General features: G+C 68.7%; 16 protein-coding genes and 1 pseudogene. 4 read left to right on the plus strand and 13 right to left on the minus strand.

Annotated features, from left to right (window positions below):
* Nucleotides 1–161: 161 nt before the first annotated feature.
* Complete coding sequence (locus ACQP2O_RS54305) at nt 162–542, minus strand: winged helix-turn-helix transcriptional regulator (protein ID WP_433178528.1); 381 nt, start codon at nt 540–542, stop codon at nt 162–164.
* A 142-nt stretch (nt 543–684) separates the two neighbouring features.
* Here ACQP2O_RS54305 and ACQP2O_RS54310 point away from each other — a divergent pair, with 142 nt between their 5' ends.
* On the plus strand, nt 685–1,092 hold the full coding sequence (locus ACQP2O_RS54310) for a RidA family protein (protein ID WP_433178530.1): 408 nt from the start codon (nt 685–687) through the stop codon (nt 1,090–1,092).
* A gap of 73 nt (nt 1,093–1,165) precedes the next feature.
* Here the strand turns inward: ACQP2O_RS54310 and ACQP2O_RS54315 are convergent.
* A pseudogene (locus ACQP2O_RS54315) lies at nt 1,166–1,306 on the minus strand (IS701 family transposase); the annotation flags it as partial.
* Between the two features lie 115 nt (nt 1,307–1,421).
* Nucleotides 1,422–2,474 (minus strand): LLM class flavin-dependent oxidoreductase, encoded by a 1,053-nt coding sequence (locus ACQP2O_RS54320; protein WP_433178532.1) that lies wholly within the window; start codon nt 2,472–2,474, stop codon nt 1,422–1,424.
* 273 nt (nt 2,475–2,747) lie between these two features.
* Here ACQP2O_RS54320 and ACQP2O_RS54325 point away from each other — a divergent pair, with 273 nt between their 5' ends.
* A complete protein-coding gene (locus ACQP2O_RS54325) occupies nt 2,748–4,187 on the plus strand; it encodes a serine/threonine-protein kinase (protein ID WP_433178534.1) in 1,440 nt (479 codons plus the stop codon).
* Nucleotides 4,188–4,299: 112 nt separating this feature from the next.
* Here ACQP2O_RS54325 and ACQP2O_RS54330 read toward each other — a convergent pair whose 3' ends face one another.
* The 5 genes from ACQP2O_RS54330 to ACQP2O_RS54350 all read right to left on the minus strand — a co-directional run bounded on the left by ACQP2O_RS54330 (nt 4,300) and on the right by ACQP2O_RS54350 (nt 9,239).
* Nucleotides 4,300–5,007: a DUF6585 family protein gene (locus tag ACQP2O_RS54330; protein WP_433178536.1), complete on the minus strand. Its 708-nt coding sequence runs from the start codon at nt 5,005–5,007 to the stop codon at nt 4,300–4,302.
* A 129-nt stretch (nt 5,008–5,136) separates the two neighbouring features.
* Nucleotides 5,137–5,826, minus strand: coding sequence for a hypothetical protein (locus ACQP2O_RS54335; RefSeq protein ID WP_433178538.1), 690 nt, complete (start codon nt 5,824–5,826; stop codon nt 5,137–5,139).
* Between the two features lie 64 nt (nt 5,827–5,890).
* Complete coding sequence (locus ACQP2O_RS54340) at nt 5,891–7,453, minus strand: DUF4214 domain-containing protein (protein ID WP_433178540.1); 1,563 nt, start codon at nt 7,451–7,453, stop codon at nt 5,891–5,893.
* A 486-nt stretch (nt 7,454–7,939) separates the two neighbouring features.
* Nucleotides 7,940–8,503 carry a DJ-1/PfpI family protein gene (locus ACQP2O_RS54345; protein WP_433178541.1) on the minus strand — a complete coding sequence of 188 codons (564 nt, stop codon included), beginning with the start codon at nt 8,501–8,503 and terminating at the stop codon, nt 7,940–7,942.
* Between the two features lie 130 nt (nt 8,504–8,633).
* Entirely contained in the window at nt 8,634–9,239 is a 606-nt protein-coding gene (locus ACQP2O_RS54350; RefSeq protein WP_433178543.1) for a peroxiredoxin-like family protein, read from the minus strand.
* A gap of 71 nt (nt 9,240–9,310) precedes the next feature.
* On the opposite strand from ACQP2O_RS54350, the gene ACQP2O_RS54355 reads away from it, so the two are divergent.
* A complete protein-coding gene (locus tag ACQP2O_RS54355) occupies nt 9,311–9,916 on the plus strand; it encodes a TetR/AcrR family transcriptional regulator (protein ID WP_433178545.1) in 606 nt (201 codons plus the stop codon).
* A 1-nt stretch (nt 9,917) separates the two neighbouring features.
* Here the strand turns inward: ACQP2O_RS54355 and ACQP2O_RS54360 are convergent, their stop codons facing one another.
* From ACQP2O_RS54360 to pnuC, 3 genes are all read right to left on the minus strand, one after another.
* Complete coding sequence (locus tag ACQP2O_RS54360; protein WP_433178546.1) at nt 9,918–10,448, minus strand: hypothetical protein; 531 nt, start codon at nt 10,446–10,448, stop codon at nt 9,918–9,920.
* Nucleotides 10,449–10,584: 136 nt separating this feature from the next.
* A complete protein-coding gene (locus ACQP2O_RS54365) occupies nt 10,585–11,739 on the minus strand; it encodes an AAA family ATPase (protein WP_433178547.1) in 1,155 nt (384 codons plus the stop codon).
* A complete protein-coding gene (gene pnuC, locus ACQP2O_RS54370) occupies nt 11,736–12,386 on the minus strand; it encodes a nicotinamide riboside transporter PnuC (RefSeq protein ID WP_433178549.1) in 651 nt (216 codons plus the stop codon). Before pnuC ends, ACQP2O_RS54365 begins: the two co-directional genes overlap by 4 nt.
* 213 nt (nt 12,387–12,599) lie before the next feature.
* On the opposite strand from pnuC, the gene ACQP2O_RS54375 reads away from it, so the two are divergent.
* A complete protein-coding gene (locus tag ACQP2O_RS54375) occupies nt 12,600–13,022 on the plus strand; it encodes a hypothetical protein (RefSeq protein ID WP_433178552.1) in 423 nt (140 codons plus the stop codon).
* A 77-nt stretch (nt 13,023–13,099) separates the two neighbouring features.
* Here ACQP2O_RS54375 and ACQP2O_RS54380 read toward each other — a convergent pair whose 3' ends face one another.
* Together ACQP2O_RS54380 and ACQP2O_RS54385 are read right to left on the minus strand one after the other, a co-directional pair.
* Nucleotides 13,100–13,915 (minus strand): PIG-L family deacetylase, encoded by an 816-nt coding sequence (locus ACQP2O_RS54380; RefSeq protein WP_433178554.1) that lies wholly within the window; start codon nt 13,913–13,915, stop codon nt 13,100–13,102.
* A gap of 40 nt (nt 13,916–13,955) precedes the next feature.
* A complete protein-coding gene (locus ACQP2O_RS54385; RefSeq protein WP_433178556.1) occupies nt 13,956–14,180 on the minus strand; it encodes a hypothetical protein in 225 nt (74 codons plus the stop codon).
* Nucleotides 14,181–14,218 lie beyond the last annotated feature (38 nt).

Genomic DNA, 14,218 nt, shown 5'->3' on the forward strand with positions numbered 1-14,218 from the left:
ACCAAGATGCATCCCCTGTATCTTATGTATCCCTAGCGCGCTGACCAGGCAAAACGTGGGATACATCAGGGATACACGGCGGGGTACACGTGAGCTCTGCGGCCGATCGTCGGCACATGACCGGGCCGCCTAATACTCCAGTTGTAGATCGTGATCAGCCGTCAGGCGTCGAAGCGGTGGCGGGCGGCCTCGATGTGCCCGAAGTAGCGTTGCGTCCAGTCGCACATGCCGTCGACGGTTGTGCGTAGGCCCTGCCCCGGCTCGGTGAGGGTGTATTCGACACGCGGCGGGACGGTGGGGTGCACGTTTCTTTCGACCAGGCCGTTGCGCTCCAGCATGCGCAGGTTCTGGGTGAGCATCTTGTGACTGATGCCCTCGATCTCGTTCCGCAGTTCGCTGAAGCGCAGAGTGCGTTCACCGAGAGTCTCGATGATCAGGAACGCCCACTTGTTGGCGACGTCGGAGAAGATCTCTCGCGCCAACGAGTCCGCGCGCCTGAGGTCTGCTTCCTGGGATGGGCCCTTGATCTGTTTGGTCACCATCGGGTTCCCCAGTCACTGGAAAGTGCGTTCTTCCATGTCAGCGTCCACTCTCCTATGGTTCCTGAGTAACCACAAGAGACCGAAGGCGCCTTGGTTGGGTGGACAGGAGCCCACAGGCGCTCAGGACAAGGAGGCGGGCAGTATGGCCATCAACCTGGTGAACCCGAGTGGATTGCCCAAGATCGATGTCTACCGGCAGGTGTCGATCGCAACGGGGTCGAAGCTGGTCTTCATCGCCGGGCAGGTCGCGTGGGATGCCGAGGGGACCACGGTCGGCGAAGGCGACCTCGCCTCGCAGGTCGAGCAGTGCTACCTCAACATCGCCACCGCTCTGGCCGAGGCCGGCGGCTCCTTCGACGACGTGGCGAAACTGACCTTCTACGTCGTCGACTGGACCCCCGACAAGATGCCCCCGCTCCTGGAGGGCATCTCCCGGGCATCCGCAAAGCTGGGCATCACCCCGGTCCCGCCGGCCACGCTGCTGGGTGTTGCCGCCCTGGACGTGCCCGACCATCTGGTCGAGATCGAAGCCACCGCGATCCTCGACTGAACAGATCCCCTTCGCCCACTGAGCACGGAAATGCCAGCGAGCATGCTCAGTGGCCACCAGCCTGCTCAGCACATCATGTCTGATGCGCGGCTTGCCGATGGTAATGGCCGACGCGGGACCGGGCCTGATGACGTCGCCGCCAGTCGGACCAGCCCAGCCAGTGGGCGGCGTCGTGCACGGGTCGCACGACCAAGGCGACGAACACGCGCTGGATCGCGGGGACTTCTCCCCGGCCCACTCGGCGATCGTCCAGCAGTTCTATGGTCCACCACGAACCTCCACGAACGCCGCTGGAATGCTCGATGCTGGTCACAGCCTGCGGGCGCAGCTCAGGTGAGGAGTTTCGCTAGCTGGGCCATCTCGGTGGGTGGGTCGATCACCGGTTGGATGAGCAGTTCTGTGATGCCGGCCTGTTCCAGGGTGGTGATGCGGGCGAGCAGGTCGTCGCGGGTGCCGACCAGGGCCAGGGTGTTCATCAGCGAGGGCAGGATCAGGTCCCGGTCCTGTGGTGCGATGCGTCCGAGGTAGCCCGGGTAGATCTTGGTGTGGCGGTCGGGTGCGGTGGCGGTGGTGCCGCGCCGGTCGAGGAGTCGCTGCACCGCCTCGCGTTCGGAGGGGCTGAGTTGCTCGACGAAGGCGGGTGTCTCGGCGGCGGTATCGGCCGCGAAGGCCAGTAGCGACAGAGCGAGGTGGCCGGTCGCGTCCCGGGCCGCGTCGCCGTGGGGGTCTTCGTCCTCGTCGAGTATGTGCAGCGCGGTGACCACGTAGGAATCGGGGTCGCGGGGTGTGCCATCGGCGGCGTGGCGGCGGGCGTTGTGCAGCGCGTGCCAGGCAGTGGGGTCCAGTAGGCCGAAGGAGATCAGGCCTGTGCCGAGGCGGCCGGCGACGGCGGCGGCCTTCGGTCCGAGCGCGGCCACGACGAACGCGATCGGGTCGGTGGTGTTCATGTGCGGCCCGGTGTGCAGGAGCCGGATGTCGCGGACCTGGTCACCTTCGCGGTAGGCGGTCGAGCGTCCGGCGCATAGGTCCTGCAGCGCGGCGGTGAAGTTCTCCAGCGTGGCCACCGTGGTCGGCCGCATGCCCAGCGTACGCCGGGCGGTGTTTCCGGTGCCGACCCCGCAGATGATCCGGCCCGGCGCCAGGGCGTTGAGGCCGGCGAACCCGCTCGCGGCGGCCGGGGCCGAGCGCAGCGCCGGTGAGGTCACGCCGATGCCGAGCCTGATGCGGCTGGTGGCCTTCGCACACAGTCCCAGGGCGATGAAGGGGTCGCCGTGGACCATCGGGGTGTCGTTGACCCAGAAACTGTGCAGGCCCAGCTCCTCGGCCTGTACGGCGAGGTCCTCCACGCCGGGCTGTGCGCTGACCACGACGCCTGCACGCATCAGACCTCCAACACGCAAGGGGTCGAATCCAACGCGCTCAGCCTGACAGCCCGACAGCTCTGCACGTTTACCCGTACCCAGCTCTGCACGCAAAGAGTACGCCGACAGCGAGACCATGAGGCAGCCGCGAGCCTCAGACGAGACACCGGCGTTCTAGGGGCCGAATGGCCGGACATTGTGCGACCTCGGTTGACCGCCCCGGAGATCGCGGGCCGCCGCGAGTATGGATGATCGCTGCTCGGCGAGGGCTCCGGCATGGTCAAATAGACAATTATGTCTGCATCACTGCAACCCGACGATCCCGAGCGGCTGGGACGGTACGAGCTGACCGGCCGTCTCGGGGAGGGTGGCCAGGGCGTCGTGTATGCCGGGCGCGGGCCGGACGGCGGGGAGGTGGCCGTCAAGCTGCTGCGCACTCATGTCGCACGTGATCCGAAGGCGCGTGAGCGGTTCGTGCGTGAGTTGGGGTTCGCGGAGAGGGTCGCCGAGTTCTGTACTGCCCGGGTGCTGGAGGCCGACATCCATGGCGATCAGCCCTACATCGTCAGCGAGTTCGTGCGCGGCCCGTCTTTGTACGAGCTCGTCCGTGACGAGGGGCCGCGGACAGGTGCGGCTTTGCAGCGGCTGGCCATCGGCACCGCCACCGCGCTGGCGGCGATCCACCAGGCCGGAGTCGTGCACCGTGATTTCAAGCCACCGAACGTGCTGATAGGTGAGGACGGTCCGCGGGTCATCGACTTCGGCATCGCCAGGGCTCTTGACGGCACCTCCACCATGACGAGCCAGGTCGTCGGAACCCCCGCCTACATGGCGCCCGAACAAGTGAGCGGCCAGGAGCCCGGCACATGGACCGACATGTTCGCCTGGGGAGTCACCATCTTGTTCGCTGCGACCGGCCGTTCCCCTTTCGGGGACGACACCGTACCCGCGGTGATGCATCGCATCCTGCATGCCGCCCCCGACACCAGCTCGCTCCCCCAGCCCTTGGCCGGGCTGGTCACCGCATGCCTGTCCAAGGAGCCCGCCCACAGGCCGACCGCACCGCACGTCCTGCTCGCCCTGCTCGGTCTCGGCACGGCACCGGGAGGCGCCGATGGTCTCCTGGCGGCCGGCGCCACCGCGGTCGAGAGCGTCATGCCGCCGCTGTTGGCCGCGCCGAGCCCGCCGTTGGCGCCCAGCCCCAACCCCAACGGTCAGACCGCCCGCGGCCCCGGCCAGTTCGCCTGGCACCCGTCCAGTCCGCCCCCGCACCCTCACATGCCGCGGGCGAACGCCGAGGCGGCGGTGATAGCTGGCATCCTGGCGCTGCTCACCGCCGGCATACTCGTCTGGTTCGCGCTCTACAACGTCGTCTACGCCAACGGGCCGACCGGTCGCTGGTCCAGCCTGATGTTGGAGAACGTGTTCGGCGGCGTCATCGGCGCCGGGTCGCTGTTGGTCGCAGCGGGGTTCACGGTCGCCCGCAGGATTTCCGGCGCGTGGACACTGTGCGCGCTTTGCGGGCTTTACGTAGTGGCGATCTTGGTCGCGCAGCCGCTACTGGGGAGCACGACCTTCGGTGCTCAGCTCACGTGGGTCTTCGGCTTCCACAAGAGCAACGGCGTCGCCATGGGGCTGGCGGTCATCTTCGGCGTCCTGACGGCGATCATGGCGGCGATCGCCGGCGGCGTGAAGTCGTACGGACCAACCACCGCCACGCCACTCCGTCCGTGATCACCTCGCTGTTCGGCCGGCGGATTCGCGCACCGAGCTCAGCCGATCGTCTCGCGGAGAATGCGAACGGCCCTCGGCTAGGCCGTCTTTGGCGCGAACGCCTTGCGGCAGCTCATGACGGTAGGCCCTCGCGTAGCTTCTCGACCACTGTGATGAAGAGCGAGAAGTTGGGAATCCTGGCGACCTCCTGCTTGTGCAGCGGCCGGAACTTACCTTCCTGCTTGATGGTGATCCAGCCCTTCTCGACCTTCACCTCCTGGATCGACACCCATGGTGCTGCGTGCCTTCCGCGGCGAACTCCGTTGCGATCGATGGTCACATCGCCGAAGGCCAGGCTTTCGCCGCGTTCCAGGGATTCCAGGGCGCCGGGCAGCTTGGCCCGGGTGACGTAGTTGGCCACCGCCCTGCCGAGGTCGGCGTATTGGCGGCCCCGCGGGTTGGCGCTGATGGCGAATTCGGGATTGCGGTGGAGCTTCGGATCCCGGTAGAAGCCATCGAGCTTGGTCGACGCTCCGTTGGCGAGGGTCAGGGTGTAGGTGAAGTACGTGGCGTCGTAGGTGCCGTTGTTGTACCGGTTGGTGACACGCTCGTGGACGGTCGCGAGCTGATCCCATCGGAGGGCTTCGGGGGCCTTGCCGTGGTTCTGCCGCACCAGGCCCGCTTCGAACTCATACACCCGGTTGACCTTTTCACGAGAGAGTCCGGCCTGGATGGCGAAGATCTCGCGGAGCCTCCCGAGGTGATGCTCCTGGGCGACTCGCTCCGCCTCGGGGGTGAGCTGCGCCCAGGGCCCCTCTGCGGAGAGCACCATCAAGTCCATCCCTGCCCACCCTTCACCGCGCAGATGCCAAGGAGGCTCACAAATATACACACGCGTCTATATGACGGATGACCGCTCGGGTGCTGAGACGGTGGTGGACGCTTGATGCCCTTGGTCGTACGAGGTGGTTCAGGAACGCATCGCCTGGCGGATCAAGGCGGCACGGTCGGCGAGTCCCCGGCGTTCGGCTACCGCCAGTTGGATCTTGAGGCTGGGCACTCGTATTCGCCTGCCTCGCCAGGGGATCAGTTCAAGATGGTCGGCGGCCGCTTCTTCCTGTTCATGGGGCGGGTCGGTTCCCGTCGGGCAGGCGCCGGCCAGCCACTCGATGAGGATCCCGGTGTAGGCGCGGCCGCCGGCGTCGGCTACCCATCCGTGCATGCGAGTGACCGGCTCGACCAGGAGGTCGGCCATGAGCCGCCCGGCCAGGCCCGCGTCGTTGACGTGCACGTCCAAGTCGCCCGGTTCGATGTCGAGACCCCGTACTGCCAGGGCGCCGCTGCCGTAGAGCCACCAGCGCAGGTCGCTGCCCTCGGCCCGGTCTGCCAGCTCCGCCAGGCCGGTTTCCCAGTCGGCTGGTTCCAGCCTGGCGCTCTGGCGGATCATCGTCTCGATGTGCCGGGTGAAGCGCTCGAAGATCGCTTCCACGTCGGGCGCGTCGTCGAGGCGGCGGGTGAACAGTCCTGGCTCGTCGGCGGGCCGCCAGCCCATCTTGGGCAGCCTGGCCTGATAGATCGGCACATCAGTCCGCACCATGAACTCGACGCGGTCGCCGGCCGGCTCCGCGAGCCGTCCGAGCCTGGTCCCGATCACTGACATGGCTCCACCCTGAATCTGTCAAAGACACCGAATGCGAAGCTGTCGTCGAGAGGTGCGGAGCGCGCTAAACGCAGCTGTCGAATGCGACGTCGACAGGGGTGGGAGAGAACGTGCCCGAGGCGGTGCCGGCCGAGATCGATGCGGCGATGTCGACGTGCGGGCAGCGGCTGACGCCGGTTATGTGGCTCCAGTTCATGGTGTTTCCGGTGACCGTGGTCTTGAGCATGCCGGTCACGCCGATGCCGGTGACGACGCGGGCGCTTTCCGAGCCTGTCGTGTTGCCGGAGAAGGCGCCGCCGGTACCGGTGTTGGACTTGGGACCGAACCAGGATCGGGTGCCGTCGGCGAGCGCGATCACGTAGTGGGTGTTCGGGCTGGTCCACATCGTGTTCTGGGTGACGGACGCGCCTTCGAAGCCGACCGCCCTCGGAGTATCGCCGAAGAGGGGATCGATGCCGAGACCGCCGTAGGCGGAGTTGCCCGCGTTCAGCACCGTGTTGCCCTTGACCTGGGACTGCTGGGCGACGGCGGTGCCCTGAACCGGGGAGGACTGGTAGAGCACGATCGGGACGTCGGAGGCGTCCACCACCTGGTTCCCGGTCACAGTGGCGTGCTCACACCCCACCGCCACTCCGTCGCTCCAGGTGTTGGTCTTGACGTGGTCGCTCGAGTAGGCAGTGATCACGTTTCCGCTGATCTTGGCGTCGGCGCAGCCGTAGCCGTCGAAGGCGCCCAGCGCGTACACGGCCTGGGGGCCGGCGGAGTTGGAGATCTTGCTGTCCGTGACGGCGGTGCCGGTGCCGCCGTACAGCACGACGTTGTCGCGGCTCGGATCGGAGTTCTCGGGGGTGTTGCGCGCTCCGTCGACCCACACGTTGGTGAGGTGGGAGCCGTTCCCCAAGACGACGAGCCGATCGTTGAAGGAGCTGTCGCGGACCAGGCGGCCCATCAGCGCGTAGTGGCGGGGATCGGGGCTGTCGATGGTGGCCAGGGTGACGCCGGGGGGAATGGTCAGCCGGGAATCCAGGCGTACGACCGCCTTCTGCGCGAGATAGACGGTGCCGCCCTTCGCCGTGGCGTCCAGTTTCTTCTGCAGCTCTTCCCCTGAACCGGTGAATCCGGTGCCGCCGGTCGGCACGGTCAGCGCCGGGTACGTGCCGAACTGATACGAAGAGCCGCTGCCGTCCTTGACACCCGTGCAGATCTTCGGGACCAGAGCGTTGAACTCGTCACTGCCGAAGAACTTGTCGACGACGGTCGCCCAGACCATGCCGCCCTTCAGCAAGCCGGTCCAGTTGTCGAAGCCCGCCTTATCCGGTTCCCGGTTGAGCGACCCACGGTACAGCGCGAGCACTTTGGCGTCGTTGTCATACCCGAGGCCGGTGAACTCCGATGAGGTGTAGATGGAACGGCCGACGTTCGCGAGCGTGGTGGCGTTACATCCGTCGGATTCGAAATAGCCGACGTCACCCCGCCAGCCGGCCTGGTCGGAAACGCGCCCGAGAGCCTCGGTGTACTGCTTGGCGATGAACTGCCCCGGCACATAGCCCGTATCGGCGTGGGCCGCGACCGGCGTGAGCACCGCCGCCCCGACCACGAGCACCGCACCCCAGCGTCGAAACACCACTGCCGCCTCCCTGAAAACGACCGTGGGAGGACGCTATCCAGGCGCGATCACCGGGGAGGGCATTTCATCGATCGTGTAAATGTTCAGGTCCGCTCGCGCCGTCGACCGTGCCGTGCGGAACGATGTGTGGCGCCGATGGGAGCGAGACGCGCGCGTGGCCAGGGTCCGGGAGCACAGCGAAGACCTGCGAGGCGATTTCCCTTCGCCGGCATTGTCCGGTTCAGGTATTGGGGGTCGCCGTCTTAAAGGGGCGTATCGCCCCCGCCGGCCTCTCAGCCCTTCCCTGCGAATCCCCGTCCTGGCGGATTCGTACGGTCGAGCTCCCTCGCCCGTCTCGCAGGCCAACTTCCACTCTGCCCTGCTGGTCGGTGTTCCTCCCAGGGACGAACGTCCCTGAGGAGGCGGGACCATGGTCCGTCGGCCATGCCCACGGCGGATGCCCACCGCCGCGTCGGTCCGCGCGGCGGTGAGCTCAGCCGTCGTCGGTCAGTCGACCGGGGCAGCGACCCGTAGGACCTTGAGGAACTCGCGCATCCAGGCCGGGTGATCCGGCCAGGCGCGGCCGGTGACGATGGAGCCGTCGATGTGCGCCTCGCTGTCGACGAAGGAGCCACCGACCGCCTCGATGTCGGGGGCGAGCGCCGGGTACGCGCTCGAGGAGCGACTCGCCAGGACACCCGCCGCGGCGAGCACGAGGGGACCGTGGCAGAGCGCCGCGATCGGCTTGGCCGCCTCGGCGAAGTGCCGGACGATGCGGCGGCAGTCGGCGTCGCCGCGGATGTACTCGGGCGCGCGGCCACCGGGCAGGACCAGCGCGGCGTAGTCGGCCGGGTCGACGTCGGCGAACGCGATGTCGGCGGGCCAGGTGTGGCCGGGCTTCTCGGTGTAGGTGTCGAAGCCGTCGACGAAGTCGTGCACGACGAACTGCAGCTTCTTCTTGGTCGGAGCGGCGATGTGCACGTCGTAGCCCTCTTCCAGCAGCCGCTGGTAGGGGTACATCACCTCGAGATCCTCGGCCGCGTCGCCCGTGACGATCAGCACCTTCGGCATCGTGCAGCACCTCCGTGACATTGTGAAAACACCGTACGGCCGATCGTGTCCGCCGATCCTCCGCAGGGTCAACCGCGGAGATTCCACCCGCCGAATGGTCCCCGGGCGCAGCGGTCTGGTCGAGCCCCCGTCAGCTCACCGGTCCCGAGGCCGCGGGGCGTGGGCTGCTGGAGGCCAGGTCCAGCAGTTCGTCGACGGACCACTGGTCGTAGGCGTGTTCTCCGTACTTGCAGGCCACCACGGTGCCGTCCTCGGCGATCAAGAAGTCGGCGGGCAGGCCGAAGCGTCCGCCCCGGGGGCGGGCCGCCGGGCCGCGCTCACGGCCGCGGACGATGGCCCACGTACTGCGCAGGACGGCCCGGAGGATCGGCCCCCAGGCGCGCGGGTGCAGGAGTGCCCGCCGCGCCGATTCGACGCCGAACTCCACGTACAGCCGCTTGTGCGGGTCGGCGATGACGGCGAACGGCAGGTCGGCGGCGTGCTCTCGTAGCTCGTCGGCCGGCGAGTGGAAGACGACGACCTCGCGGACGCCGGCCGCTTCGATCTCGGCGTGGCGACGCACGATCGATCGCAGGTGCAGGTTGCACACCGGGCAGCCGGCGAAGCGGCGGAACTGCAGGTGGACGAGGTGCCCGGGCGACGGGACGCGGATCGGCGGGCCGGAGATGGGGGTGAACTCGCGCTCGTCGATGACGGTGCCGGGGCGGGGCCTGCGCGGATCGTCGTGGGTGGCCATCGCGTCATCCTTCCTGTAGGCGTACAACATACGCTAACACGCGTAGGCGTACCTTGTACGCTGTCGGGACCATGCCACGCCCACGCTCGCTCACGGAGACGCAGATCGCGGCGGCCGCGCTCGCCGTCATCGACCGCGACGGACTCGCCGCCCTCACGATGCGCGCGGTCGCCAAGGAACTCGGGATGGGGACGATGTCCCTGTACCGCTACGTCGACGACCGCGAACAGCTCGAGGGCCTGGTCGTCGACCTCGTCCTCGGCGCCGTCGACACCACGCCCCCGACGGGCTCATCCTGGCGGGAGCGGGTCGCGACCATGGTCGAGCGCGTCCGCGATGCCGTCGGCGCCCACCCGAACGTCGTGCCGCTCACGCTGACCCACCGGCAGGGCGCACCGAGCAGCCTGCGGTGGGGGGAGACGGTGCTCGGCATCCTCACCGAGGCGGGCATCGAGGGCCGGCGGCGCGTCGTCGCCCTGCGCACTCTGGTCGGCTACCTGGTCGGGGCCATCCAGCTGGAGCACCTCGGGCCGCTGTCCGGCGAGGGCACGCGGGCCATGGCCACGCTGCCGGGCGCGGACTTTCCCCTGCTGGCCGAGACGGCGCGGCAGGCCGCGAAGGTCACGGTGGACGAGGAGTTCCGTCAGGGTCTCACCGTCCTGCTGAAAGGCCTCTAGCTCAACGGGCGTCGGTGTGGTCGAGCACCGGCCGACGGTCGCCGCAGCCGACGCCGCGCGACGCCTCGTCTCCGTACGCCTCGGGCAGCAGCGGCGGGATCAGCGCCGGCAGATCCATCCTCGCCCAGTCGATCCGGACCTCGAGTGACCGCTGCTCGGTGGGCGGCGCGACCTCCTCGGCCGACAGCACCCGGAAGCGCCGTTCTCCGGTGCCGTCCGGCGTGGTGAGGAACGCGTAGGAGCCCACCGGCTCGGGCTCCCCACCGTGGATCCGCCGCTCGGCGTCCCAGGTGACCTCCGTCAGCCCTGGGATCTTCAGTCCCAGGAACGGATGAATGTCGTACGCCGCCGATTCCTCGCCCCGCTGGTGGACGCGGATGGCGAGGGTGCCGCCGGACTGCGGGGACCAGCCGGTACGGAGGAAGTCGCCGACGGCGTCCCGCATCCTCGGCAGGTCGGTGAAGGTCCACACGTGTCCCCGGCCGCCACTTCCTGGGAAGGACGACTCCTCGAACACGTAATAGCTGTACATAGGGCGGTCTCCGACGAGGGGCGCGGCCGGGTGGACCGGAGGCTAGCCGACCAATCCGTACCTATTGGTCACGATTGAGGGTTCGTTCATGGCCTGCGGCGGAGTTGGTGCTGGGGTCCTAGGACCGGGGCACTAGTCAGAGCGGATCGGCGAACGTCCAGCCCTTCTCGAGGAGGGCGTCGACCTCGGTGACGGCGGCGGCGAGGCGGTCCTCGTGCGGTCCGGTCACGACGACGTACGGCAGGCCGCGCCGGTCGAGCTCCTCCCGGAACCGCCCCGACATGCGCTCCCGGATCGACTCGCCGTCGCGCCAGCCGTCCTGCTCGAAGGGCACACCGGCGGTGTCGGTGAGAATCCACAGATCGTGGCGGGTACGGGCGTGGACGCGTTCGACGTCGGGCGACAGGGTGCCGAGGTAGCGCTCGTGCCACAGCGAGGTGGCGAAGGCGTCGGTGTCGCAGATCAGCAGGGGCGAGCCGGAGCGGGCGGCGGCGTCCTCGAGGGCGAGATGCCGCTCGGCGATCAGGGTGAACTCCTCCGACGCCCACGGGAGATCGCCGATCCACCGGTCCGGGTCGGTACGACGCGCGAGGGCGAGCTTCTCCTCGCAGTACAGGCGGCCGTACTCCGGCACCCACCGGGTCGCGGCCCACACCCCGCCGCGCGCGGCGTAGTGCGCCGCGAGGGCGCGGCTCAGCGTGGTCGTGCCCGAGGACTCCGCGCCGACGATGACGACGCGCCGGGCCAGGTACGCGCGTACGGCGGGCGAGAGCCACTCCCAGCAGGCGACCGGGTCTCCCCGCACGGCGGTGCCGCTCACCGGGAACCGGCCGCGCGGCGGATCCACCGGGACGTGCGCGGCGTCGAACCGGCAGGCCAGCTCGGGCCCGTACTCTTCCGAGCTGAACACCGCGTCCACCGGCGGGTGGTCGAGCGCGCCGATGCCCTGCCCGGTCACCGCGCCCGCGCCCTTCCCCGACGCCACCCCCACGTCCTGCCCCGACGCCGCGGCCAGGCCGGCCCGGAACGCCGCCACGTGCGCCGCCCAGATCTCCTCCGAGTCGTAGTCCACCTCGACGTCGTCGACGACCGGAACGATCTCGACGTGCGGCTGCGGGTGCCGTTCGCGGAGCCAGGCCGTACGGAGGGCGAGCGGGATGCTCTCCACGGTGGAGGCGGCCACGACGACGGTCACGCGCTTGCAGGCGCCCGCCGCGGTGTCGATCAGGTGGTGATGGCCGGCGTGCGGCGGATAGAACTTCCCGATCACCAGTCCGTGCCGGAACGTCATGAGGTCACCGGGACGGCCGCCGCCTGCCGCTCCGCGTAGTCCTTCCGCCAGGCGAGCAGTCCGGCGACGCACAGCGCCAGGAAGACGACGTAGAGGGCGCTGGTGAGGTAGAGGTGCTTGTAGGCGTACAGCGGGATGTAGATCAGGTCGGCGGAGATCCACAGCCACCACGACTCGAGCAGCTTGCGGCTCTGGCCGTACGTCGCGGCCAGCGAGATGGCGGTGGTGAGCGCGTCCCAGAACGGCACGGTCGAGTCGGTCCAGGCGCTGAGCGCCCACGTCAGCAGGCCGGTGGCGGCGATCCCGGCGACCGCGAGCCCGGCCCATTCCGTGCCGGAGGTGCGCTGGACGACGCGCTCGGTCCGCTCCCGTCCGCCGTACAGCCACTCCCACCAGCCCCACACCTGCAGGACGACGTAGACGACTTGCAGGCCCGCGTCGGCGTACAGGCCTCCGTCGACGAAGATCAGGCCGAGGAGGACGACGTTGGCGATGCCGATCGGCCAGTTGGCGATGTGCTGCCGGACGACGAGCCAGACGTTGACCACGCCGGTCGCGAATCCGAGCACCTCCGCCCAGGTCGTGGGCGTGCCGCCGAGCGTGATGGCGGGATGGAGGAGGGGACCCAGCAGGCTGTGCAGCGACAATGCGACCGCTCCCGTGATCAGGCGATGGCCAGCAGAACCTAACATTTCGTGCATTGATCGCACGAGGGCTTAATCCTGACGACGCGTCGCTTGAGAGGTCTTTCCGCTCACCTCGTGCTCACCGCCGCCGAGATTAGGGCTGTGGGCCCTATTCCCCCCTGCCCGCGACCGCGAAGATGATCAACGGCTCCGGCCCCGACGAAAGGGCGTTCCATGTCCCGAGCACTTACGATCACCAAGGCTGCCGCGCTCGGCGGCCTGGCGGTTGCCCTCACGGCGGGAGCGGCGGCTCCGGCGATGGCCGAGACGCACGCCAAGAAGCCGTTGACGCGACCCTTCGACACGAAGCTGGGCAACAAGAAGCCGACGCGTGGTGGCTGCACCATCAAGAGCAACCACAGCAAGGACATCAAGGACATCAAGATCCGCGTCACCTACCGGGCGAAGAACGCGCCGCTCAAGGTCCGTGCGTACAGCGGCGCCTGGAAGACGCCGCTGACGCGCGACTGGGTGGCCATCAAGCACAAGGGCCAGTGGTACAAGCTCAACACCAGCCCGGTCCGCACGGGCACGACGATCTGCTGGTCCTGGGCCCCGACGAAGGCCGTCCGGGTCAAGGGTGACCTGAGCTACTAGCCCTCTTCGGCTCGCAGGGGCGGGCACCGCACGTCCCGTACCCGGGTGGCTGGCGCGGCCCTCGGGTACGGGACAGGTCAGCGGAGGCCGGCGAACAGGTCGTCCTCGTGGTCGGGGCTCGGCACGGCGCTGAAGCGGCGGACGAACGACTCGGTGCCGAGCGCCCGGCGCTGCGCGTCGTCGGGCATGCGGAGCAGGAAGATGTTCTCCCCCTGGCTGGCGTGAGCCTCCAATGCCTTGACCTTGCGCTCGAAGTACGCCGAGACGTCGACCACGGTGGTGATCTCCTCGTCCGGCGTGCCGAAGTCGTCGGGGAGCTCGAAGTCCGTCATATCGGCGCCGGTGCTGCGGAGATACTCCATCATCTCCTCGATCCCGGCGCGGGGGATGGCGGTGTGGTAGAACTTGCGCGGAATCCCGGTCGACTCGGCGGCGGCGATCGCGATGCGGTGCGCCTGGATGTGGTCGGGGTGCCCGTAGTTGCCGTTCTCGTCGTAGGTCACCACCACCTGCGGGCGGTACCGCTCCATCAGGTCGGCGAGCCGGGCGGCCGCCTGCTCGACGGGCACGTTGGCGAACACGCCGGTGTCGGCGTTCGCGTCCCAGCCGACCATCCCGGAGTCGGGGTAGCCGAGCAGCTCCACGTGGTCGATGGCCAGGTGAGCGACCGACTCACGCAGCTCGCCGAGTCGGCGGCGGCTGACGTCGGCCGGGTCGTGGCCCGGCTCGCCGGGCTTGACCCCGCCGGGGCCGTCTCCCTGCTCGCCATTGGTACAGGTCACCAGGACCGTGCGAATGCCCTCGTCGGCATAGCGCGCGAAGACCCCGCCGGTGCTGATCACCTCGTCGTCGGGGTGCGCATGAACGGCCATCAGTGTGAGTTCGGATTCCATGAGCCCCAGCATGCACGGCCGGGGCGACAGATATGGACCCTCAGCGGAAACGGCGGCGACGGCGTCGCCAGATCTTCGCGCACTCCGCGCAGGTGTCGGGCGGTGGCGCGGAGGACGACTCCCCTTTCACCGTCATCACCACGCCGCAGTAGGCGACCACGGTGCTCCCGACCGGCCGGGCGGGCGGCGGATAGCCGTGCGTGACCTCTTCGCCGCTGTCGCCGGTCGGCCGCAGCGCGAGCTCTGTCGAGGATCTCGGCGTCACCCCTCAACGGTACGACGCGCCGTCCAGAAGATCCGGGA

The organism is Actinoallomurus sp. CA-150999 (genome assembly GCF_050942425.1).
GTDB lineage: Bacteria > Actinomycetota > Actinomycetes > Streptosporangiales > Streptosporangiaceae > Actinoallomurus.

What these genes read in the sequence shown, in the direction of transcription:
- ACQP2O_RS54305 (WP_433178528.1), bottom strand. Translation starts at nt 542, where the DNA reads ATGGTGACCAAACAGATCAAGGGCCCATCCCAGGAAGCAGACCTCAGG.
- ACQP2O_RS54310 (WP_433178530.1), top strand. Translation starts at nt 685, where the DNA reads ATGGCCATCAACCTGGTGAACCCGAGTGGATTGCCCAAGATCGATGTC.
- ACQP2O_RS54320 (WP_433178532.1), bottom strand. Translation starts at nt 2,474, where the DNA reads ATGCGTGCAGGCGTCGTGGTCAGCGCACAGCCCGGCGTGGAGGACCTC.
- ACQP2O_RS54325 (WP_433178534.1), top strand. Translation starts at nt 2,748, where the DNA reads ATGTCTGCATCACTGCAACCCGACGATCCCGAGCGGCTGGGACGGTAC.
- ACQP2O_RS54330 (WP_433178536.1), bottom strand. Translation starts at nt 5,007, where the DNA reads ATGGACTTGATGGTGCTCTCCGCAGAGGGGCCCTGGGCGCAGCTCACC.
- ACQP2O_RS54335 (WP_433178538.1), bottom strand. Translation starts at nt 5,826, where the DNA reads ATGTCAGTGATCGGGACCAGGCTCGGACGGCTCGCGGAGCCGGCCGGC.
- ACQP2O_RS54345 (WP_433178541.1), bottom strand. Translation starts at nt 8,503, where the DNA reads ATGCCGAAGGTGCTGATCGTCACGGGCGACGCGGCCGAGGATCTCGAG.
- ACQP2O_RS54350 (WP_433178543.1), bottom strand. Translation starts at nt 9,239, where the DNA reads ATGGCCACCCACGACGATCCGCGCAGGCCCCGCCCCGGCACCGTCATC.
- ACQP2O_RS54355 (WP_433178545.1), top strand. Translation starts at nt 9,311, where the DNA reads ATGCCACGCCCACGCTCGCTCACGGAGACGCAGATCGCGGCGGCCGCG.
- ACQP2O_RS54360 (WP_433178546.1), bottom strand. Translation starts at nt 10,448, where the DNA reads ATGTACAGCTATTACGTGTTCGAGGAGTCGTCCTTCCCAGGAAGTGGC.
- ACQP2O_RS54365 (WP_433178547.1), bottom strand. Translation starts at nt 11,739, where the DNA reads ATGACGTTCCGGCACGGACTGGTGATCGGGAAGTTCTATCCGCCGCAC.
- ACQP2O_RS54375 (WP_433178552.1), top strand. Translation starts at nt 12,600, where the DNA reads ATGTCCCGAGCACTTACGATCACCAAGGCTGCCGCGCTCGGCGGCCTG.
- ACQP2O_RS54380 (WP_433178554.1), bottom strand. Translation starts at nt 13,915, where the DNA reads ATGGAATCCGAACTCACACTGATGGCCGTTCATGCGCACCCCGACGAC.